General features: G+C 68.5%; 19 protein-coding genes. 13 read left to right on the top strand and 6 right to left on the bottom strand.

Annotated features, from left to right (window positions below; translation table 11 throughout):
- Positions 1 to 2: 2 nt before the first annotated feature.
- The 6 genes from kdpB to WS87_RS06075 form a co-directional block, all read right to left on the bottom strand.
- On the bottom strand, positions 3 to 2,087 hold the full coding sequence (gene kdpB, locus WS87_RS06100) for a potassium-transporting ATPase subunit KdpB (protein ID WP_059820648.1): 2,085 nt from the start codon (positions 2,085 to 2,087) through the stop codon (positions 3 to 5).
- Between the two features lie 54 nt (positions 2,088 to 2,141).
- The gene (gene kdpA / locus WS87_RS06095; RefSeq protein ID WP_059820647.1) at positions 2,142 to 3,947 is read right to left on the bottom strand and encodes a potassium-transporting ATPase subunit KdpA; all 1,806 of its coding nucleotides are present in this window, start codon (positions 3,945 to 3,947) and stop codon (positions 2,142 to 2,144) included.
- On the bottom strand, positions 3,944 to 4,036 hold the full coding sequence (gene kdpF, locus WS87_RS06090) for a K(+)-transporting ATPase subunit F (RefSeq protein WP_006752209.1): 93 nt from the start codon (positions 4,034 to 4,036) through the stop codon (positions 3,944 to 3,946). The genes kdpA and kdpF overlap by 4 nt, the downstream gene beginning before the upstream one ends.
- A 308-nt stretch (positions 4,037 to 4,344) precedes the next feature.
- Positions 4,345 to 5,319, bottom strand: a complete 975-nt coding sequence (locus tag WS87_RS06085) for a quinone oxidoreductase family protein (protein WP_059820646.1) — start codon at positions 5,317 to 5,319, stop codon at positions 4,345 to 4,347.
- Between the two features lie 172 nt (positions 5,320 to 5,491).
- Positions 5,492 to 5,884, bottom strand: a complete 393-nt coding sequence (locus WS87_RS06080; protein ID WP_059533273.1) for a methylglyoxal synthase — start codon at positions 5,882 to 5,884, stop codon at positions 5,492 to 5,494.
- Between the two features lie 55 nt (positions 5,885 to 5,939).
- Complete coding sequence (locus tag WS87_RS06075; protein WP_059820645.1) at positions 5,940 to 6,719, bottom strand: SDR family oxidoreductase; 780 nt, start codon at positions 6,717 to 6,719, stop codon at positions 5,940 to 5,942.
- Positions 6,720 to 6,936: 217 nt separating this feature from the next.
- Between WS87_RS06075 and upp the strand changes: the two genes are divergently transcribed.
- From upp to WS87_RS06010, 13 genes are all read left to right on the top strand, one after another.
- Positions 6,937 to 7,587 (top strand): uracil phosphoribosyltransferase, encoded by a 651-nt coding sequence (gene upp, locus WS87_RS06070; RefSeq protein WP_006478229.1) that lies wholly within the window; start codon positions 6,937 to 6,939, stop codon positions 7,585 to 7,587.
- A 217-nt stretch (positions 7,588 to 7,804) separates the two neighbouring features.
- Complete coding sequence (locus tag WS87_RS06065; protein ID WP_044844700.1) at positions 7,805 to 8,533, top strand: YebC/PmpR family DNA-binding transcriptional regulator; 729 nt, start codon at positions 7,805 to 7,807, stop codon at positions 8,531 to 8,533.
- 105 nt (positions 8,534 to 8,638) lie between these two features.
- Positions 8,639 to 9,919 carry a phosphoribosylamine--glycine ligase gene (gene purD / locus WS87_RS06060; protein ID WP_059468145.1) on the top strand — a complete coding sequence of 427 codons (1,281 nt, stop codon included), beginning with the start codon at positions 8,639 to 8,641 and terminating at the stop codon, positions 9,917 to 9,919.
- A gap of 118 nt (positions 9,920 to 10,037) precedes the next feature.
- Positions 10,038 to 10,958: an oxygen-dependent coproporphyrinogen oxidase gene (gene hemF, locus WS87_RS06055; protein ID WP_059820644.1), complete on the top strand. Its 921-nt coding sequence runs from the start codon at positions 10,038 to 10,040 to the stop codon at positions 10,956 to 10,958.
- Between the two features lie 40 nt (positions 10,959 to 10,998).
- Complete coding sequence (locus WS87_RS06050) at positions 10,999 to 11,712, top strand: nicotinate-nucleotide adenylyltransferase (RefSeq protein ID WP_082750755.1); 714 nt, start codon at positions 10,999 to 11,001, stop codon at positions 11,710 to 11,712.
- Between the two features lie 4 nt (positions 11,713 to 11,716).
- A complete protein-coding gene (rsfS, locus tag WS87_RS06045) occupies positions 11,717 to 12,163 on the top strand; it encodes a ribosome silencing factor (protein ID WP_059820642.1) in 447 nt (148 codons plus the stop codon).
- A gap of 19 nt (positions 12,164 to 12,182) precedes the next feature.
- On the top strand, positions 12,183 to 12,653 hold the full coding sequence (gene rlmH, locus WS87_RS06040; protein WP_044844705.1) for a 23S rRNA (pseudouridine(1915)-N(3))-methyltransferase RlmH: 471 nt from the start codon (positions 12,183 to 12,185) through the stop codon (positions 12,651 to 12,653).
- Between the two features lie 51 nt (positions 12,654 to 12,704).
- Complete coding sequence (locus WS87_RS06035; protein WP_059820641.1) at positions 12,705 to 13,337, top strand: Maf family protein; 633 nt, start codon at positions 12,705 to 12,707, stop codon at positions 13,335 to 13,337.
- A gap of 8 nt (positions 13,338 to 13,345) precedes the next feature.
- Complete coding sequence (gene rng / locus WS87_RS06030; protein WP_059820640.1) at positions 13,346 to 14,815, top strand: ribonuclease G; 1,470 nt, start codon at positions 13,346 to 13,348, stop codon at positions 14,813 to 14,815.
- Positions 14,816 to 14,936: 121 nt separating this feature from the next.
- The gene (locus WS87_RS06025; protein WP_059527263.1) at positions 14,937 to 15,272 is read left to right on the top strand and encodes a YggL family protein; all 336 of its coding nucleotides are present in this window, start codon (positions 14,937 to 14,939) and stop codon (positions 15,270 to 15,272) included.
- Between the two features lie 446 nt (positions 15,273 to 15,718).
- Positions 15,719 to 16,861 (top strand): collagen-like triple helix repeat-containing protein, encoded by a 1,143-nt coding sequence (locus tag WS87_RS06020; protein ID WP_059820639.1) that lies wholly within the window; start codon positions 15,719 to 15,721, stop codon positions 16,859 to 16,861.
- Positions 16,862 to 17,119: 258 nt separating this feature from the next.
- Entirely contained in the window at positions 17,120 to 18,085 is a 966-nt protein-coding gene (locus WS87_RS06015; RefSeq protein ID WP_059820638.1) for a PRC-barrel domain containing protein, read from the top strand.
- On the top strand, positions 18,082 to 19,341 hold the full coding sequence (locus WS87_RS06010; protein WP_059820637.1) for an MFS transporter: 1,260 nt from the start codon (positions 18,082 to 18,084) through the stop codon (positions 19,339 to 19,341). The genes WS87_RS06015 and WS87_RS06010 overlap by 4 nt, the downstream gene beginning before the upstream one ends.
- The last annotated feature ends 4 nt before the right edge of the window (positions 19,342 to 19,345 follow it).

Here is a 19,345-nt window from a genome sequence, read left to right as displayed (position 1 = left end):
CATCAGGCCCAGCCGAGCGCGGCGAGCGTCATGTCGATCAGCTTGATGAACGGGAACGGCAGCAGCACGCCGCCGAGGCCGTACACCAGCAGGTTGCGGCGCAGCAGCGACGCGGCGCCGAGCGGCCGGTAGGTGACGCCCTTCAGCGCGAGCGGGATCAGCGCGACGATGATCAGCGCGTTGAAGATCACCGCCGACAGGATCGCCGACGCCGGCGACGTCAGATGCATGATGTCGAGCACGCGCAGCTGCGGGTACGTCGTCACGAACGCGGCCGGGATGATCGCGAAGTATTTCGCGATGTCGTTCGCGATCGAGAAGGTCGTCAGCGAGCCGCGCGTCATCAGCATCTGCTTGCCGATCTCGACGATCTCGATCAGCTTCGTCGGGTTCGAGTCGAGGTCGACCATGTTGCCGGCTTCCTTCGCCGCCTGCGTGCCGGTGTTCATCGCCACCGCCACGTCGGCCTGCGCGAGCGCCGGCGCGTCGTTGGTGCCGTCGCCCGTCATCGCGACGAGGCGCCCCGCCGCCTGGTGCTCGCGGATCGTCGCGAGCTTGGTTTCCGGCGTCGCTTCCGCGAGGAAATCGTCGACGCCCGCTTCCGCCGCGATCGCCGCGGCGGTGAGCCGGTTGTCGCCCGTCACCATCACGGTCTTGATGCCCATCTTGCGCAGTTCCGCGAAGCGCTCCTTGATGCCGCCCTTCACGATGTCCTTCAGCTCGATCACGCCGAGCACGCGCGCCGCGCCTTCATGCAGGTCGGCCACGACGAGCGGCGTGCTGCCGCGGCGCGCGACGTCGTCGACCGCGCGGCGCACTTCGTCCGGAAAGCGGCTGCCGTGCGTCTCGACGTAGCGGCGGATCGCATCGGCCGCGCCCTTGCGGATTTCACGGCCGGGCAGATCGACGCCGCTCATCCGCGTCTGCGCGGAGAAGCCGAGGAACGTCGCATGCAGTTGCGCCATGTCGCGCTGGCGGATGTTGAAGCGTTCCTTCGCGAGCACGACGATGCTGCGGCCCTCCGGCGTTTCGTCGGCGAGTGACGACAGCTGCGCGGCATCGGCCAGCGCTTCCTCGGTCACGCCCGGCGCGGGCACGAACATCGACGCCTGGCGGTTGCCGAGCGTGATCGTGCCGGTCTTGTCGAGCAGCAGCACGTCGACGTCACCGGCCGCTTCGACCGCCCGGCCCGACGTCGCGATCACGTTCGCCTGCATCATCCGGCTCATCCCGGCCACGCCGATCGCGGACAGCAGCCCGCCGATCGTCGTCGGGATCAGGCACACGAGCAGCGCGACGAGCACGGTGATCGTCACCACGTGACCGGCCTTCATCGCGTCGACCGCGAACATCGAGAACGGCAGCAGCGTCGCGGTCGCGAGCAGCATCACGATCGTCAGCGCGACGAGCAGGATCGTCAGCGCGACCTCGTTCGGCGTCTTCTTGCGCTTCGCGCCTTCGACCATCGCGATCATCCGGTCGAGGAACGCCTCGCCCGGGTTCGCCGTGACCTTCACGACGATCCAGTCGGACAGCACGCGCGTGCCGCCCGTCACCGACGAGAAGTCGCCGCCCGACTCGCGGATCACCGGCGCGGATTCGCCGGTGATCGCCGATTCGTCGACCGATGCGACGCCCTCGACGACTTCGCCGTCGGCCGGGATCACGTCGCCGGCCTCCACCAGCACGACGTCGCCCTTGCGCAGGTCGGACGCGGTCATGATCCGGATCGGCGACTTCGGATGCGGCTCGTTGAGCTTCTTCGCCATCACGTCCTTCTTCGCGCTGCGCAGCGATGCGGCCTGCGCCTTCGAGCGCCCTTCGGCGAGCGCTTCGGCGAAGTTCGCGAACAGCACCGTGAACCACAGCCACAGCGCGATCGCGAGGATGAAGCCCGCCGGCGCCTCGGCCTGGCCGACGAGCGCCGCGATCCACAGGATCGTGGTCAGGATGCTGCCGACGTACACGCAAAACATCACCGGGTTGCGGAACTGCGTGCGCGGCGTGAGTTTCTTGAACGAATCCACGATCGCCGGACGCAGCAGCGTCGGATCGAACATGGATCGTGTTGCGGAATGTTGAGTCATTGCGATCTCTTCAATCTCTTCAGTCTTTGCAAGGTGTCGCCATGCGGGCGCGCATCACGCGCCCAGCCACATCATCAGATGCTCGACGCCCGGGCCGAGCGCGAGCGCCGGCACGTAGGTCAGCGCGCCCACCAGCATCACGGTGCCGAGCAACAGCACGACGAACAGCGGGCCGTGCGTCGGCAGCGTGCCGCTCGTCGCCGCGATGCGCTTCTTCGCGGCGAGCGAGCCGGCGATCGCCAGCACCGGCACGATCGTGCCGAAGCGGCCGAACCACATTGCGATCGCGGTCATCCAGTTGTAGAACGGCGTGCCGACCGTCAGGCCCGCGAATGCGCTGCCGTTGTTGTTCGCGGCCGAGCTGAACGCGTACAGGATTTCCGAGAAGCCGTGCGGGCCCGGATTCGCGATGCCGGCCTTGCCCGCATCGGCGAGCACCGCGATCGACGTGCCGAGCAGCACGAGCAGCGGCGTGAGCAGCACGACGATCGACACCATCTTCATCTCGTACGACTCGATCTTCTTGCCGACGTATTCCGGCGTGCGGCCGATCATCAGGCCCGCGACGAACACCGCGAGCAGCGCGAACACGAGCATCCCGTAGAGGCCGGAACCGACGCCGCCGTAGATCACCTCGCCGAGCTGCATCAGCAGCATCGGCACGAGACCGCCGAGCGGCGTCAGCGAATCGTGCATCGTGTCGACCGCGCCGCACGACGCGGCCGTCGTCGCGACCGTGAAGATGCCGGTCTGCGCGATGCCGAAGCGCGTTTCCTTGCCTTCCATGTTGCCGCCCGGTTGCAGCGCGCTCGTCGACTGGTCGACGTGCAGCGCGGCGAGCGTCGGGTTGCCGGCCTGCTCGGCGCTCACCTCGACGCCGATCGCGATCACGAACGCGACCGTCATCGCCGCGAGCACCGCGATGCCCTGCCTGCGGTCGCCGATCATCCGGCCGAACACGAGGGCCAGCGCGGCCGGGATGATCAGGATCGAGAAGATCTGCAGGAAGTTCGCGAACGGCGTCGGGTTCTCGTACGGGTGCGCGGAGTTCGCGTTGAAGAAGCCGCCGCCGTTGGTGCCGAGCATCTTGATCGCTTCCTGCGACGCGACCGGACCCATCGCGAGCGTCTGCTTCACGAGCGGCGTGGGCACCGTCACCGGGTTGCCCTTGTCGTCCTTGACCGGGTTGCCCTGCGCGTCGAGCTTCGGCGCCGCGTAGGTGCTCGCCTGCAGCACCGGCACGTCCTGGTACGCCGTCATGTTCTGGATCACGCCCTGGCTCATCAGCAGCGCGGCGACGAGCGCGGCCATCGGCACGAGCACGTACAGCGTCACGCGCGTGAGGTCGACCCAGAAGTTGCCGATCGTCTGCGCGGTATGACGCGCGAAGCCGCGGATCAGCGCGATCACGACGACGATGCCCGTTGCCGCCGACAGGAAGTTCTGCACGGTCAGGCCGAGCATCTGCGTCAGGTAGCTGACGGTCTGCTCGGGCGTGTAGTCCTGCCAGTTGGTGTTGGTGACGAAGCTGACGGCCGTGTTGAACGCACCGTCGGCCGTCATCGCGCCGAATTGCTGCGGATTGCCGGGCAGGAACCCCTGCAGGCGCAGCAGGCCGTACAGGAACAGCGCGCCGAGCGCGTTGAACGCGATCGTGGCGATCGCATACTGCTTCCAGTTCATTTCGGTGCCGGCGTCGACGCCGGCGATGCGGTACAGCGCGCGCTCGAGCGGCCCGAACACGCGCACGACACGCGAACTGCCGTCCATCACGCCCGTGAGGTAGCGCGCGACCGGCACGGCCGCCGCGAGCAGCACGACGATGAACAGCAGTATCTGCAACAGGTTGTTCGCGTTCATTCGATGTCCTCCGCGCGCAGCAGCGCAAAGACGAGATACGCGAACAGCAGGGCCGTCGAGGCACCCGCGAGCCAAAGCATCCAGGTCATGCGCGCCCCCCGCGACCGTATTGCACGAGCTTCTCGCAACCGGCAAGCAAACCGAGGATCAGCGCGGTGAACAACACCAGTGCGCCGATGAAAACCCCATCCATTTTTGTGTTCTCCGTCGTCGAAATCGGACGACTAGAACCTTATGGGAACGCGCGTAAAGGTCGGGTCAAAGGTAATCGGGCCGGTATAAAAAACGCGTAAACGCGTGCGGCGGGAAACGGCGAGCGTGACGAGGACGAAGCGGGCGGCGGCCAGCGCCGCCCGTCTGGGTGCGTGCCGGCGTGGTGCCGGCACGAAGGGATGCGTCAGGGAACGAGGATCGTCGAGCCGGTCGTCTTGCGCGACTCGAGATCGGCATGCGCGCGGCCGACTTCCGCGAGCGGATAGCGCTGGTTGATGCTCGTCTTCACCTTGCCCGACAGGATCACGTCGAACAGCTCGGCGGCCGCGGATTCGAGATCCGCACGCTTCGCGATGTACGAGAACAACGTCGGCCGCGTGAAGAACAGCGAGCCGCGCGACGAGAACTCCTTCGAGTCGATCGCCGGCAGCGGGCCCGATGCATTGCCGAAGCTGACGAAAAGCCCAAGCGGCGCGAGGCAATCGAGCGAACCGATGTAGGTGTCCTTGCCGATCGAGTCGTAGACGACCGGCACACCCGCGCCGTTCGTGATCTCCTTCACGCGCTGCGTGAAGTTCTCGCGCGTATAGACGATCGGATGATCGCAGCCGTGCGCCTTCGCGAGCGCGGCCTTCTCGTCGGAGCCGACCGTCCCGATCACGGTCGCGCCGAGCGCCTTCGCCCACTGGCACACGAGCAGGCCGACACCGCCGGCCGCCGCGTGGATCAGGATCGTGTCGCCGGCCTTGACCGGATACGTGCGGCGCAGCAGGTAGTGCGCGGTCAGCCCCTGCAGCATCACCGACGCCGCGTCGTCGTAGCTGATCCCGTCGGGCAGTTTCACGAGCCGCTCGGCCGGCATCACCCGCTCCTGCGCATACGCGCCCGGCGGCTGCCCGACGTAGGCGACGCGATCGCCCGCCTTGAGCGCGGTCACGCCCTCGCCGACGGCCGTCACCTCGCCCGCCGCCTCCATCCCGAGGCCGCCGGGCAGCGGCTGCGGATAGAGGCCGGTGCGGAAATACACGTCGATATAGTTGAGCCCGACCGCATGCTGCCGGATACGGACTTCGCCCGCCTTCGGCTCGCCGACCTCGACATCGACCCACTTCATCACGTCCGGGCCGCCCGGCTGGTCGTATCGGATTGCTTTCGGCATCGTTTCGCTCCTCGTTTCTGAATCGGTCAGGGGATATTCGGGTCGCCGACGCGCTCCGGTGCCGATCGGTACGGGACCGGCGGCGGCGCGCGTCGCGACGCCCGATTCTCGCGCGTCACGGCCGGGCGTGCATGGCCCTGCCGTCAGCAAGGGCAATCAGGCCGGCGGCCGACTAGCAAACGTCCTGCATGTTGCGCGCCAGATCGTCGAGCAGCATCCGCGCGGTCGCCACGTTCGTCGCGACCGGCACGTCGTGCACGTCGCACGCGCGCACCAGCGCGGTGATGTCCGGATCGTGCGGCTGCGCGGTCATCGGGTCGCGCAGGAACACGACGATGTCGACGCGGCCTTCGGCCAGTTCCGCCCCGATCTGCAGGTCGCCGCCGAGCGGCCCCGACAGCTTGCGCTCGACCTCGAGCCCGTGCGCGGCGGCGATGCGGCCGCCCGTCGTGCCCGTTCCGACCAGCCTGCATTGCGCGAGCGTCTCGCGGTACTGGCCCGCGAGCGCGACGATCTCGTCCTTCTTCGCGTCGTGCGCGATCAATGCGATGCGGGGTTTGCTCATCTCCATTTCCTTCGTGGGTCGATTGTTGTCGTATGTGTGAATGGCGGTGTGCGCGTCAGAACGTGCCCGGATACGCGCCGCCGTCGAGCAGCCAGTTCTGCCCGGTGATGTAGCCGGCGTGCACGCTGCAGAGGAACGCGCACGCCGCACCGAATTCGGCACGCGTGCCCAGGCGCCCGGCCGGGATTTCCTTCGCGCGCCGCGTGCGCATCTCGTCGACCGTCACGCCCTGCGCCTTCGCCGACGCCGCGAGCGTCGTCGCGATCCGGTCGGTGTCGAACAGCCCGGGCAGCAGGTTATTGATCGTCACGCCCTGCCCCGCGACCTTGCGCGACAGCCCCGCGACGAAGCCGGTCAGCCCCGAGCGCGCGCCGTTCGACAGCGCGAGCACGTCGATCGGCGCCTTCACGGCCGAACTCGTGATGTTGACGATCCGGCCGAAACCGCGCCCGATCATCCCGTCGACGGTCGCGCGAATCAGCTCGATCGGCGTCAGCATGTTCGACTCCAGCGCGCGGATCCAGTCGTCGTGCGAGAAATCGCGGAAGTCGCCGGGCGGCGGCCCGCCGGCATTCGTCACGAGAATGTCCGGCTGCGGGCAGGCGGCGAGCGCGGCCGCGCGGCCGTCGGGCGTCGTGATGTCGCAGGCGACGGCGGTGATCGACACGTTCGACCCGGCGCGGATCTCCTCCGCGGTTTCCTCCAGCGTGTCGCGCGTGCGCGCGACGATCACGAGATTCACGCCCTCGGCGGCCAGCGCTTCCGCGCAGCCGCGTCCGAGCCCCTTGCTCGCCGCGCACACGAGCGCGGTCTTTCCTGCGATGCCGAGATCCATCGTCGATTCCCTTATGGCGACGCGCGCCGGCGCGGCCCGGCCGCATCGCCGGACGGGCGAACGGTCGCGAACGGGCGAACACGGCGCGCGGATTGTCGTGAGACGTCGATAATATCCGGATCACGTGGCGCGCCTTGGTAAAATTGCGGCCATAAGCGGCGGCCGGCGTGGCGCCATCGCCGCCCCCGATCCCCTTTTGCCGCCAAGGCACCCCGTCATGAAACAGGACAGCCGTTTCCCGAATCTCTTCATCACCGATCACCCGCTGATCCAGCACAAGCTGACCCACATGCGCGACAAGGACACGTCGACGCGCACGTTCCGCGAACTGCTGCGCGAGATCACGCTGCTGATGGGCTACGAGATCACCCGCAACCTCCCGATCACGACCAAGCGGGTCGAAACCCCGCTCGTGGCGGTCGACGCGCCGGTGATCGCGGGCAAGAAGCTCGCGATCGTGCCCGTGCTGCGCGCCGGCATCGGGATGTCGGACGGCCTGCTCGACCTGGTGCCGTCCGCGCGCGTCGGCCACATCGGCGTCTACCGCGCCGAGGATCACCGCCCGGTCGAATACCTGGTGCGTCTGCCTGACCTGGAAGACCGCATCTTCATCCTGTGCGACCCGATGGTCGCGACCGGCTATTCGGCCGTGCACGCGGTCGACGTGCTCAAGCGCCGCAACGTGCCGGCCGCGAACATCATGTTCGTCGCGCTGGTCGCCGCGCCCGAGGGCGTGCAGGTGTTCCAGGACGCGCACCCGGACGTGAAGCTGTTCGTCGCGTCGCTCGACTCGCACCTGAACGAGCACGCGTACATCGTGCCGGGCCTCGGCGACGCAGGCGACCGCCTGTTCGGCACCAAGAACTGACGCACGCCGCCGCCGGGCCGCGCGGCCCGGCAAACCGAGCGGCCCGCCCGGCCGTTCGGCCATGCACGGCGGCCCCGAAGCGAGGGTCGCCGCGTGATAAAATCACGTTCCACTCGACACGCGCGGCCCCGCGGCATCACGCCCGCCCAGACGGCCGCCGATTCAACGACACATTGGCACAATCGCCCGCGCAGCGCGCCCGGGCACGGAGAAAGGTATGGCTGGTCATTCGAAATGGGCCAACATCAAGCATAAGAAGGCAGCGGCCGACGCGAAGCGCGGCAAGATCTGGACCCGCCTGATCAAGGAAATCCAGGTCGCGGCCCGCCTCGGCGGCGGCGACGCCAGCTCGAACCCGCGTCTGCGTCTCGCGGTCGACAAGGCAGCCGACGCGAACATGCCGAAGGACAACGTCAAGCGCGCGATCGACCGCGGCGTCGGCGGCGCGGACGGCGCGAACTACGAAGAAATCCGTTACGAAGGCTACGGCATCAGCGGCGCGGCGATCATCGTCGACACGCTGACCGACAACCGCACCCGCACGGTCGCGGAAGTCCGTCATGCATTCTCGAAATTCGGCGGCAACATGGGCACCGACGGTTCGGTCGCGTTCATGTTCGATCACGTCGGCCAGTTCCTGTTCGCGCCCGGCACGTCGGAAGACGCGCTGATGGAAGCGGCGCTCGAAGCCGGCGCGGACGACGTCAGCACGAACGACGACGGCTCGATCGAAGTGCTGTGCGACTGGCAGGCCTTCTCGGCGGTGAAGGACGCGCTCGAAGCCGCGGGCTTCAAGGCCGAACTCGCCGAAGTGACGATGAAGCCGCAGAACGAAGTCGAATTCACCGGCGACGATGCGGCGAAGATGCAGAAGCTCCTGGACGCGCTCGAGAACCTCGACGACGTGCAGGAGGTGTATACGAACGCCGTCATCGTCGAGGAATGAGATGCCGGCCGCCGTGCGCATCGTCGCGACGGCGGCCCGACCGATTTCGCGGCCGGCGCGCCTGAGCGTGCCGGCCGCCCTGTTTTCTAGTCTGCGGGGAATCCCATGAAACTACTCGTCGTCGGTTCCGGCGGCCGCGAACATGCGCTGGCGTGGAAGCTCGCGCAGTCGCCGCGTGTCCAGATGGTCTATGTCGCGCCCGGCAATGGCGGCACGGCGCAGGACGAGCGTCTGAAGAACGTCGACATCACGTCGCTCGACGCACTCGCCGATTTCGCGGAAAGCGAAGGCGTCGCGTTCACGCTCGTCGGCCCGGAAGCGCCGCTCGCGGCCGGCATCGTCAACCTGTTCCGCGCACGCGGCCTGAAGGTGTTCGGCCCGACCCGCGAAGCCGCGCAGCTCGAAAGCTCGAAGGATTTCGCGAAGGCGTTCATGAAGCGCCACGGCATTCCGACCGCCGACTACGAAACCTTCTCCGACGCCGCCGCCGCGCACGCGTACATCGACGCGAAGGGTGCGCCGATCGTCGTGAAGGCCGACGGCCTCGCGGCCGGCAAGGGTGTCGTCGTCGCGATGTCGCTGGAAGAAGCGCATGCCGCGGTCGACATGATGCTGTCGGGCAACAAGCTCGGCGACGCCGGCGCGCGCGTCGTGATCGAGGAATTCCTCGACGGCGAGGAAGCGAGCTTCATCGTGATGGTCGACGGCAAGCACGCACTGGCGCTGGCTTCCAGCCAGGACCACAAGCGTCTGCTCGACGAGGACCGCGGCCCGAACACGGGCGGCATGGGCGCCTACTCGCCCGCGCCGATCGTCACGCCGCAGATGCACGCACGCGTGATGCGCGAAATCATCATGCCGACGGTGCGCGGGATGGAGAAGGACGGCATCCGCTTCACGGGCTTCCTGTATGCGGGTCTGATGATCGACAAGGAAGGCAATCCGCGCACGCTCGAGTTCAACTGCCGGATGGGCGACCCGGAGACGCAGCCGATCATGGCGCGCCTGAAGAGCGATTTCTCGAAGGTCGTCGAACAGGCGATCGCGGGCACGCTCGACACGGTCGAGCTCGACTGGGACCGCCGCACCGCGCTCGGCGTCGTGCTGGCCGCGCACGGCTATCCGGACGCGCCGCGCAAGGGCGACCGCATCAACGGAATCCCGGCCGAGACCGAACAGGCCGTGACGTTCCATGCGGGCACGACGCTCGCCGAAGGCGACAAGCTCGTCACGTCGGGCGGCCGCGTGCTGTGCGTGGTCGGTCTCGCCGATTCGGTGCGCGAAGCGCAGCAGCATGCGTACGACACGATCAACCAGATCAATTTCGAAGGCATGCAGTACCGCCGCGACATCGGCTTTCGCGCGCTGAACCGCAAGAGCGCGTGACGCCCTGACCGCCGCCTTGCCGTCGCAAGCGGCGGCCTCCTCTGCCGGGGTTCGATAGAATGCCCGGCAGATGCCTTTTTTACGGCCCCCGCTTCGCGCGGGGGCACCCAGTTCAGACATGACCGATTCGACCTACGACGTGGCGCGCGTGCGCACGTACCTCCAGGGCCTGCAGACACGCATCGCCGACGCGCTCGGCGCGCTCGACGGCACGCCGCTCGCGACCGATGCGTGGCAGCGCGGGCCGGAAGAGCGCCTGCGCGGCGGCGGCTGCACGCGGATTCTCGAAGGCGGCCGTGTGTTCGAGCGCGCGGGAATCGGTTTCTCCGACGTCGCGGGCGACGCGCTGCCTCCGTCGGCGAGCGCCGCGCGCCCGCAGCTGGCCGGCCGCGGCTTCGAGGCGCTCGGCGTGTCGCTCGTGCTGCACCCGCGCAACCCGTACTGCCCGACGGTGCACATGAACGTGCGGATGCTGATCGCGACGAAGCCCGGCGAGGCGCCGATCTTCTGGTTCGGCGGCGGGATGGATCTGACACCGGTTTATCCGTTCGAGGACGACGCGCGCCATTTCCACCAGACCTGCAAGGACGCGCTCGACCCGTTCGGCGCCGAGCTCTATCCGCGCTTCAAGACGTGGTGCGACGAGTATTTCTTCCTGAAGCACCGCAACGAGACGCGCGGCATCGGCGGGATCTTCTTCGACGACTTCGCCGAACCCGGATTCGAACGCTCGTTCGAGATGATGCAGAGCGTCGGCGACGCGTTCCTGAACGCGTATCTGCCGATCGTCGAACGCCGCGTCGCGCTGCCGTACGGCGAGCGTGAACGCGACTTCCAGGCTTACCGGCGCGGCCGCTACGTGGAATTCAACCTCGTGTTCGACCGCGGCACGCTGTTCGGCCTGCAAAGCGGCGGCCGGACCGAATCGATCCTGATGTCGATGCCGCCGGTCGCGAACTGGCGCTACAACTGGCAACCCGAACCGGGCTCGCCCGAAGCGCGCCTGAGCGAGTTCCTCGTGCCGCGCGACTGGGTCTGAGCCCGCCGCGCCCGCCGCCCCAAGAACAGGACACGTTTTTCTGAACACCACCGCCCGCCCCGCCCCGCAGCCGCGAACGCCGTCACGTCGCATCGGCCTGCTGGGCGGCACGTTCGATCCGATCCACGACGGCCACCTCGCGCTCGCGCGCCGGTTCGCCGACGTGCTCGGCCTGACCGACCTCGTGCTGCTGCCCGCCGGGCAGCCTTACCAGAAGCGCGACGTGTCGGCCGCCCAGCATCGGCTCGCGATGACGCGCGCCGCTGCCGGCTCGCTGTCCCTGCCCGGCGTGACGATCACCGTCGCGACCGACGAGATCGAGCACGCGGGGCCGACCTATACGGTCGAGACGCTCGCGCGCTGGCGCGAGCGGATCGGCCCCGACGCTTCGCTGTCCCTGCTGATCGGCGCCGACCAGCTGGTGCGGCTCGACACGTGGCGCGACTGGCGCAAGCTGTTCGACTATGCGCACGTGTGCGCGTCGACGCGCCCGGGCTTCGACCTCGGCACGGCGCCGCCGGCCATCGCGCAGGAAATCGCGCGGCGGCAGGCCGGCGCCGACGTGCTGAAAGCGACACCGGCCGGCCATCTGCTGATCGACACGACGCTGGCGTTCGATATCGCCGCAACCGACATCCGTGCGCACCTGCGCGAATGCATCGCGCGTCACGCGCAAATGCCCGATGCGTCGGCCGAGCATGTGCCGGCCGCCGTCTGGGCCTATATTCTTCAACATCGTCTCTACCATTCCTGATTCCATGGATATCCGCAAACTGCAGCGCGTGATCGTCGACGCTCTCGAAGACATCAAGGCGCAAGACATCAAGGTGTTCAACACCAGCCATCTGACCGAACTGTTCGACCGCGTGATCGTCGCGTCGGGCACGTCGAACCGCCAGACCAAGGCGCTCGCGTCGAGCGTGCGCGACAAGGTCAAGGAAGCCGGCGGCGACATCGTCAGCTCCGAGGGCGAGGACACGGGTGAATGGGTGCTGGTCGACTGCGGCGACGCCGTCGTGCACATCCTGCAACCGGCGCTGCGCCAGTACTACAACCTCGAGGAAATCTGGGGCGACAAGCCCGTGCGGATGAAGCTCGGCGGCGGCAAGGGCCCGAACGGCGTCGCGACGGCCGACGAAGACGAGGACGACGAGGAAGAAGCGCCCGCACGCCCGGCGCGCAAGACGGCGGCCCGCCGCCGCTGACCCGCAGCGAGTCGTCCCGATGAAGCTTTTCATCCTCGCGGTCGGCCACAAGATGCCCGGCTGGATCGCGTCCGGCTTCGACGAATACACGAAGCGCATGCCGCCCGAGCTGCGCATCGAGCTGCGCGAGATCAAGCCCGAACTGCGTTCGGGCGGCCGCAGCGCGGAAAGCGTGATGGCGGCCGAGCGGCAGAAGATCGAGGCCGCGTTGCCGAAGGGCGCGCGCATCGTCGCGCTCGACGAGCGCGGCCGCGACTGGACCACCATGCAGCTCGCGCAGGCGCTGCCCGGCTGGCAGCAGGACGGCCGTGACGTCGCGTTCGTGATCGGCGGCGCCGACGGGCTCGATCCGGAACTCAAGGCGCGCGCCGACCTGCTGCTGCGCATTTCGAGCATGACGCTGCCGCACGGGATGGTGCGCGTGCTGCTCGCCGAACAGCTTTACCGGGCGTGGAGCATCACGCAGAATCACCCCTACCACCGCGCATGACGCGTCGTCCTCGGGACGCGCGGCGCGCGCGCTCAACGAGATAACGACACCATGCCGTCCAGCACGCCCCCCGCCCTTTTTCCGACCCTTTACCTTGCTTCGCAAAGCCCGCGCCGCCAGGAGCTGCTGCAGCAGATCGGCGTGCGCTTCGAATTGCTGCTGCCGCGCCCCGACGAGGACGCCGAGGCGCTCGAAGCCGAACTGCCCGGCGAAGCCGCCGATGCGTATGTCCGGCGCGTGACCGTCGCGAAGGCCGAGGCGGCGCGTGCGCGCCTCGTCGCGAGCGGCAAGCCGGCCGCGCCGGTGCTGGTTGCGGACACCACCGTGACGATCGACGGCGCGATCCTCGGCAAGCCGGCCGATGCCGCCGACGCGCTCACGATGCTGACCCGCCTCGCGGGCCGCGAACACGAGGTGCTGACCGCGGTCGCGGTGATCGGCGCCGACGGCGAACTGCTGCCGCCCGCGCTGTCGCGCTCGTCGGTGCGCTTCGCGGCCGCGCCGCGCGAGGCGTTCGAACGTTACGTCGACACCCGTGAACCGTTCGGCAAGGCCGGCGCCTACGCGATCCAGGGGCGCGCGGCCGAATTCATCGAGCGAATCGAAGGCTCCCATTCGGGTATCATGGGTCTGCCCCTCTTTGAGACCGCGGCACTGCTGCGCGCCGCGCGCGTCGACTTCTGAATCCCACCATGAACGAAGAAATCCTGATCAACCTCACGCCGCAGGAAACGCGGGTCGCACTCGTCCAGCAAGGCGCGGTGCAGGAGCTTCACGTCGAGCGCACGCTGTCGCGCGGGCGGGTCGGCAACATCTACCTCGGCAAGGTCGTGCGCGTACTGCCCGGCATGCAGTCGGCATTCATCGACATCGGCCTCGAGCGCGCGGCGTTTCTGCACGTCGCGGACATCTGGCATCCGCGCCTCGCGGGCGAGCCGCAGTCGGGCACGCCGCACCAGCCGATCGAGAAGACCGTCTTCGAAGGCCAGACGCTGATGGTCCAGGTGATCAAGGATCCGATCGGCACGAAGGGCGCGCGACTGTCGACGCAGGTCAGCATCGCGGGCCGCACGCTCGTGTACCTGCCGCAGGAGCCGCACATCGGCATCTCGCAGAAGATCGAGAGCGAGGCCGAGCGCGAGGCCGTGCGCGCACGGCTGACCGCCGTGATCCCGCCGGACGAGAAAGGCGGCTACATCGTGCGCACGATCGCCGAGGACGCGACCTCCGACGAACTGGCGGGCGACGTCACGTATCTGCGCAAGACCTGGGCGACGATCGTCGCGCAAGCGCAGCGGCTGCCGGCGACGAGCCTGCTGTACCAGGATCTCGATCTCGCGCAGCGCGTGTTGCGCGATTTCGCGAACGACGACACGACGCGCATTCAGGTCGATTCGCGCGAGACCTACCAGCGCCTCGCGGAATTCGCGGGCGAGTTCACGCCGGCGGTGAGCCCGAAGCTGCATCACTACACCGGCGAGCGGCCGCTGTTCGACCTGTACAACATCGAGACGGAGATCCAGCGCGCGCTGTCGCGCCGCGTCGACCTGAAGTCGGGCGGCTACCTGATGATCGACCAGACCGAGGCGATGACGACGATCGACGTGAACACCGGCGGCTACGTCGGTGCGCGCAACTTCGACGACACGATCTTCAAGACCAACCTCGAGGCCGCGCATACGATCGCGCGGCAGCTGCGTCTGCGCAACCTCGGCGGGATCATCATCATCGATTTCATCGACATGGAGAACGCCGAGCATCGCGACGCGGTGCTGTCCGAGCTGAAGAAGGCGCTGTCGCGCGATCGCACGCGTGTGACGGTCAATGGCTTCTCGCAGCTCGGGCTCGTCGAGATGACGCGCAAGCGCACGCGCGAATCGCTCGCGCACGTGCTGTGCGAGCCGTGCCCGACCTGCCAGGGCAAGGGCCAGGTGAAGACGTCGCGCACCGTGTGCTACGACATCCTGCGCGAGATCCTGCGCGAGTCGCGCCAGTTCAACCCGCGCGAATTCCGCGTGATCGCCGCGCAGCAGGTGATCGACCTGTTCCTCGACGAGGAGTCGCAGCATCTCGCGATGCTGATCGACTTCATCGGCAAGCCGGTATCGCTGCAGGTCGAGTCGAACCTGAGCCAGGAGCAGTACGATATCGTGCTGATGTGATGTTCCCTCTGCCCGCCGCAGGCTATGCCGCGCGGCGATCCAGCGCGGCGCCGGCCACTCGCGCATGTCACACCCGCGCCCGCCGTCGCTGCATTTTTCCTCTTCCCGTTCATCACACACCATGAGCCAACGCCACAACCGCCGCCAGCGCAAGAAACTCCACATCGCCGAGTTCCAGGAACTCGCGTTCAACGCGACCGCGCATTACCGCAACGAGCTGTCCGACCTCGAGCGCGGCCAGCTCATCGATGCGTTCATCGATTTCGTCGAAGCGAACGGGCTGCTTACCGTCGCATCCGCCGACGAAGGGATCGGCGCCTACGTGATCTCCGGCGCGCCGCGCGGCACGACGACCGATGCCGACCGCGAGAACGTCCGTGCATGGCTGGCCGCACGTCCGGAGCTGACCGACGTCAAGGTCAGCGAATTTACCGACGCGTGGTATCCCGACGCCTGACGTTCCGGTTGCTCCGCGCCTCGCACGGCGCCCGCGCCTGCCCGCCGCGACGGCGGCCCAGGCAGGCGCCGCCCGCCCCCTCCTTCCTCCCTCCCTCCCGCCCCCATCACACGAGTCGCATCGCGTCGATCGTGATTACCCCGACTTCGGCATTGAATCGGACGCTTACTTCAATTTAACGATCATTAAAAGAAGTCTCACCTCGACGGACCTACTCTGGTCGAACGAATCCGGTGATTTCCGGCACGATCGGCAAGCAAGACGAAAGAATGCAAACGATTCGTCCTGCAAGCGCTCCGGGTTCCGGTTCAGGCGAATACGCGACACGGCGACAGGTCGATCAGGGAGACAACAACGGTGCGCCCGCCGCTTCCCTTCCGCAGCGACGACATGTCGGCGCACACGAAGGCCGCCTGACTCATTTCCATAATCGAGACGAGGACGACATGAACACGCCCATCATCCATCAAGCAGGATTCCGAATGATCATGATCGCGGCCGGCACCGCGGCGCTGATGTCGCTGGCCGCGTGCGGCGGCTCCGGCTCGCTGAGTCAGGGCACCGGCGGCTCCGGCTCGGGATCCGGCGACACGACGGCAACGACCGGCGGCACGGGCAACGGCTCGAGCGGCACGTCGGCCAACGGCGTCGGCCAGACGGCCGCTGCGTCGAGCAACATCGTGACGGCCGGTGGCGGCGCCATATCGGGCGTCGGCACGGCAATCGCCGCGCAGTCGGTGCCCGGCACGAGCCCCGCGACGACACAGGGGCTCGGCACCGTGGTGCAGGACGTCGGCGCGGCGGTCACGACGCTCGGCACCGGCCTCGGTTCGGGCCTCGGTCAGCTCGGCGCGTCGTCGGATCCGATCGGCACGACGGTCGCGAGCACGGGTGGCGTGGTCACGAATCTCGGCCAGGCAGTCGCCGCGACGGGCGGTGTCGTGTCGAGCCTCGGCGCCAGCGGTTCGGCCCTGGCACCGCTCGCGCCCGTCACGTCGCCCGTCGGCGGGGCCGTGACGACGCTCGGCAATACGATCACAGGCGCCGGCGGGACGCTCGGCACGCAACTGTCGACCGGCCCGGTCGCGCAGGTGACGGGCGCGGCCAGCTCGGCGATCACGCCGATCACGACGACGGTCGGCTCGGTCACGCAGACGGTCGCGGCGAGCACGCCGCTCGGCGCGCCGCTGACGAACCTCGTGACGACCGTCGGCACCGGCGTCGCGAACGCCGGCACGACGCTCGCGAATACGGGCAACAATCCGGTCACGACCGGCGTCGGCAACGTCGTGACCGCGACCGGCAACACGGTCGCCACCGCCGGCACGGCGCTGCTCGGCGGCGGCAGCGCCGCGACGAATCCGCTCGCCCCGGTGACGGGGCTCCTGTCGACCGGGGCACTCGGCAGCGCGACGGGCGGCAGCAACCCGGCAGGCGCGCTCACGTCGGCGGTCGGCTCCGTGACGGCGGCGGCCGGCAGCTCGCCGGTCGGCGGCCTGACGGGCGGCAGCGGCACCGGCGCGCTGTCGAAGACCGGCGGTGGCCTGCTCGCCCCGGTGACGACGACGCTCGGCTCGCTGGTCAAATAACGCCACGTCGGAAGCCCGTGCGGCGCCCGTCCCGTCGTCGACGGTCGGGCGCCGCGCTCGTTGTGCCCCCCCCAACGCCGCCCTTGCGGCGATCGCCCCCGCCATTTCCCGGTCCTCCCGCGCCCGATTCTTCGCATAAATCGGTCCTGAAAGGAAGACACGTTAAACTCTCACCTCGCGTGGTGCGCCGCCCGCACCCGCCATCCATCGCCAGCCGCGAGCCCCCGGGCCCGCCCCCGACCCATGGAGTGAGTGTCAATGAGCGGCGGACTCCCGTTTCCCGCATCCCGCATGTCGTTCCCGTCCTCGACGGTTTTCCTCGTTCTCGCGGCCGCCGCGCTGCTGTCCGGCTGCGGGCTGCTGCCGACCCAGAATCCGCCCGCGCCGATCAGCGAGGCGCTCGTCGAGCCCGTCGAGGAAACCGCCGGCGAACCGCTGACGATGCCGCCCGTGCCGCCGCTCGTCCAGCCGGAGGAACCGGAAGCGCCGAAGAAGCCGCACCGTGAAGTGACGAAGCCGAAGCCGGTGCAGCGCCCCGAATCACCGACGCCGCCTCCGCCGCCCCCGCCGCCGCTCGTCGCAACACGCCCGCTCGACCGCACCCAGATCCATGCGCTGCTCGACAGCGAGGTCGCGCGCCGCAACGGCAAGGTGATCGGCCGCGCGGTCGACATGGTGACCGACGCAAGCGGCAAACCGCGCGAGATGATCGTCAACCTGCAGGGGTTCATGGGTATCGGCGACCGCAAGGTCGTCTTCCCGTGGAGCGTGTTCCGCTTCACGCCGGGCGGCAAACAGGAACCGATCGTGCTCGACGTGCCGTCGGGCGACCTGCCGCCGGCCGCCCGGCCCAAGGCCGTGCCGCTGTCGGGCTCGGCCGCGGCGTCGCCCACGACGCGTCTGCCGCTGCTCGACAGCGACGTCGAACGCCCGAACGGCACAAAGATCGGCCGGGTCGTCGACGTGCTGATCGACCGCGGCGCGCAACCGCAGGCCGTCGTGCTCGACCTCGGCGGGCTCGTCAATACCGACCGCCGCTCGATCGCCGCGAGCTGGGGCGCGCTGCGCTTCGTCACGCGCGACAAGGCGCTGCGTCCGCAACTCGACCTGAACGACGCGCAGATCAAGGCGTCGCCGCCCTACGCGGCCGACAAGCCGATCGTCGTGGTCTCGCCGCCGGTTACCGCCGCCGCGCCGGCTTCGCCTGCGAGTGCCGCCCGATGACGATCAAGCATTCCGTCAGCGTTCGCAGTCTCCGGGCCCTCGACTGGCTCAACTTTTTCGTTGCAAACGTTCAAACCGGGTTCGGTCCGTTCATCGCGTCCTACCTCGCATCGCACAAGTGGACGCAGGGCGAGATCGGCATGGTGCTGTCGATCGGCACGATCAGCGCGATGGTCAGCCAGGTGCCGGGCGGCGCCGCCGTCGACGCGCTGAAGAACAAGAAAGGCGCGGCCGCGTGGGCGATCGCGGCGATCATCCTGTCCGCGGTGCTGCTCGCGTCGAGCCCGACGATCGTGCCGGTGATCGCGGCCGAAGTGTTCCACGGCTTCGCGAGCTGCATGCTCGTGCCCGCGATGGCCGCGATCTCGTTCTCGCTGGTCGGCCGCGCCGACCTCGGCGACCGGCTCGGCCGCAACGCGCGCTGGGCATCGATCGGCAGCGCGGTCGCGGCGGGCCTGATGGGGCTCACCGGCGAGTATTTCTCCGCGCGCGCGGTGTTCTGGCTGACCGCCGTGCTGGCGTTGCCCGCGCTGTTCGCGCTCGCGATGATCCAGCCGACACACGAAGTGATTCCGCATACGTCGAAACCCGATGAGCGCGACGAAGGCGAGGAGCGCGAGACGCTGCTCGAGCTGCTGCGCGATCGCCGGATGCTGATCTTCGCGGCGTGCGTCGTGCTGTTCCACTTGTCGAACGCGGCGATGCTCAACCTCGCGGCCGGCGAAGTGACGGCCGGGATGGGCGAGAACGTGCAGCTCGTGATCGCGGCGTGCATCATCGTACCGCAGGCGATCGTCGCGATGCTGTCGCCGTGGGTCGGCCGGTCCGCGCAACGCTGGGGACGCCGGCCGATCCTGCTGCTCGGCTTCTCGGCGCTGCCGGTGCGCGCGCTGCTGTTCGCCGGCGTGAGCAGTCCCTACCTGCTGGTGCCGGTGCAGATGCTCGACGGCATCAGCGCAGCCGTGTTCGGCGTGATGCTGCCGCTGATCGCGGCCGACGTCGCGGGCGGCAAGGGCCGCTACAACCTGTGCATCGGGCTGTTCGGGCTCGCGGCCGGTATCGGCGCGACGCTCAGCACCGCCGTGGCCGGCTTTGTCGCCGATCACTTCGGCAATGCGGTCAGCTTCTTCGGGCTCGCCGCCGCCGGCACGCTCGCGGTGCTGCTGGTCTGGCTCGCGATGCCGGAAACGCGCGTCGAGAACGGCGACGCGACCACCGGCGAGCCGGCCGCCGCATCGCCGGAACAGGCGCACTGACGCG

The organism is Burkholderia sp. MSMB0856, from assembly GCF_001524645.2.
GTDB classification, from domain to species: domain Bacteria; phylum Pseudomonadota; class Gammaproteobacteria; order Burkholderiales; family Burkholderiaceae; genus Burkholderia; species Burkholderia diffusa.
This window is presented reverse-complemented; position numbering and strand designations above follow the sequence as displayed.

What these genes read in the sequence shown, in the direction of transcription:
- kdpB (WP_059820648.1), bottom strand. Translation starts at nt 2,087, where the DNA reads ATGACTCAACATTCCGCAACACGATCCATGTTCGATCCGACGCTGCTG.
- kdpA (WP_059820647.1), bottom strand. Translation starts at nt 3,947, where the DNA reads ATGAACGCGAACAACCTGTTGCAGATACTGCTGTTCATCGTCGTGCTG.
- kdpF (WP_006752209.1), bottom strand. Translation starts at nt 4,036, where the DNA reads ATGACCTGGATGCTTTGGCTCGCGGGTGCCTCGACGGCCCTGCTGTTC.
- WS87_RS06085 (WP_059820646.1), bottom strand. Translation starts at nt 5,319, where the DNA reads ATGCCGAAAGCAATCCGATACGACCAGCCGGGCGGCCCGGACGTGATG.
- WS87_RS06080 (WP_059533273.1), bottom strand. Translation starts at nt 5,884, where the DNA reads ATGAGCAAACCCCGCATCGCATTGATCGCGCACGACGCGAAGAAGGAC.
- WS87_RS06075 (WP_059820645.1), bottom strand. Translation starts at nt 6,719, where the DNA reads ATGGATCTCGGCATCGCAGGAAAGACCGCGCTCGTGTGCGCGGCGAGC.
- upp (WP_006478229.1), top strand. Translation starts at nt 6,937, where the DNA reads ATGAAACAGGACAGCCGTTTCCCGAATCTCTTCATCACCGATCACCCG.
- WS87_RS06065 (WP_044844700.1), top strand. Translation starts at nt 7,805, where the DNA reads ATGGCTGGTCATTCGAAATGGGCCAACATCAAGCATAAGAAGGCAGCG.
- purD (WP_059468145.1), top strand. Translation starts at nt 8,639, where the DNA reads ATGAAACTACTCGTCGTCGGTTCCGGCGGCCGCGAACATGCGCTGGCG.
- hemF (WP_059820644.1), top strand. Translation starts at nt 10,038, where the DNA reads ATGACCGATTCGACCTACGACGTGGCGCGCGTGCGCACGTACCTCCAG.
- rsfS (WP_059820642.1), top strand. Translation starts at nt 11,717, where the DNA reads ATGGATATCCGCAAACTGCAGCGCGTGATCGTCGACGCTCTCGAAGAC.
- rlmH (WP_044844705.1), top strand. Translation starts at nt 12,183, where the DNA reads ATGAAGCTTTTCATCCTCGCGGTCGGCCACAAGATGCCCGGCTGGATC.
- WS87_RS06035 (WP_059820641.1), top strand. Translation starts at nt 12,705, where the DNA reads ATGCCGTCCAGCACGCCCCCCGCCCTTTTTCCGACCCTTTACCTTGCT.
- rng (WP_059820640.1), top strand. Translation starts at nt 13,346, where the DNA reads ATGAACGAAGAAATCCTGATCAACCTCACGCCGCAGGAAACGCGGGTC.
- WS87_RS06025 (WP_059527263.1), top strand. Translation starts at nt 14,937, where the DNA reads ATGAGCCAACGCCACAACCGCCGCCAGCGCAAGAAACTCCACATCGCC.
- WS87_RS06020 (WP_059820639.1), top strand. Translation starts at nt 15,719, where the DNA reads ATGAACACGCCCATCATCCATCAAGCAGGATTCCGAATGATCATGATC.
- WS87_RS06015 (WP_059820638.1), top strand. Translation starts at nt 17,120, where the DNA reads ATGAGCGGCGGACTCCCGTTTCCCGCATCCCGCATGTCGTTCCCGTCC.
- WS87_RS06010 (WP_059820637.1), top strand. Translation starts at nt 18,082, where the DNA reads ATGACGATCAAGCATTCCGTCAGCGTTCGCAGTCTCCGGGCCCTCGAC.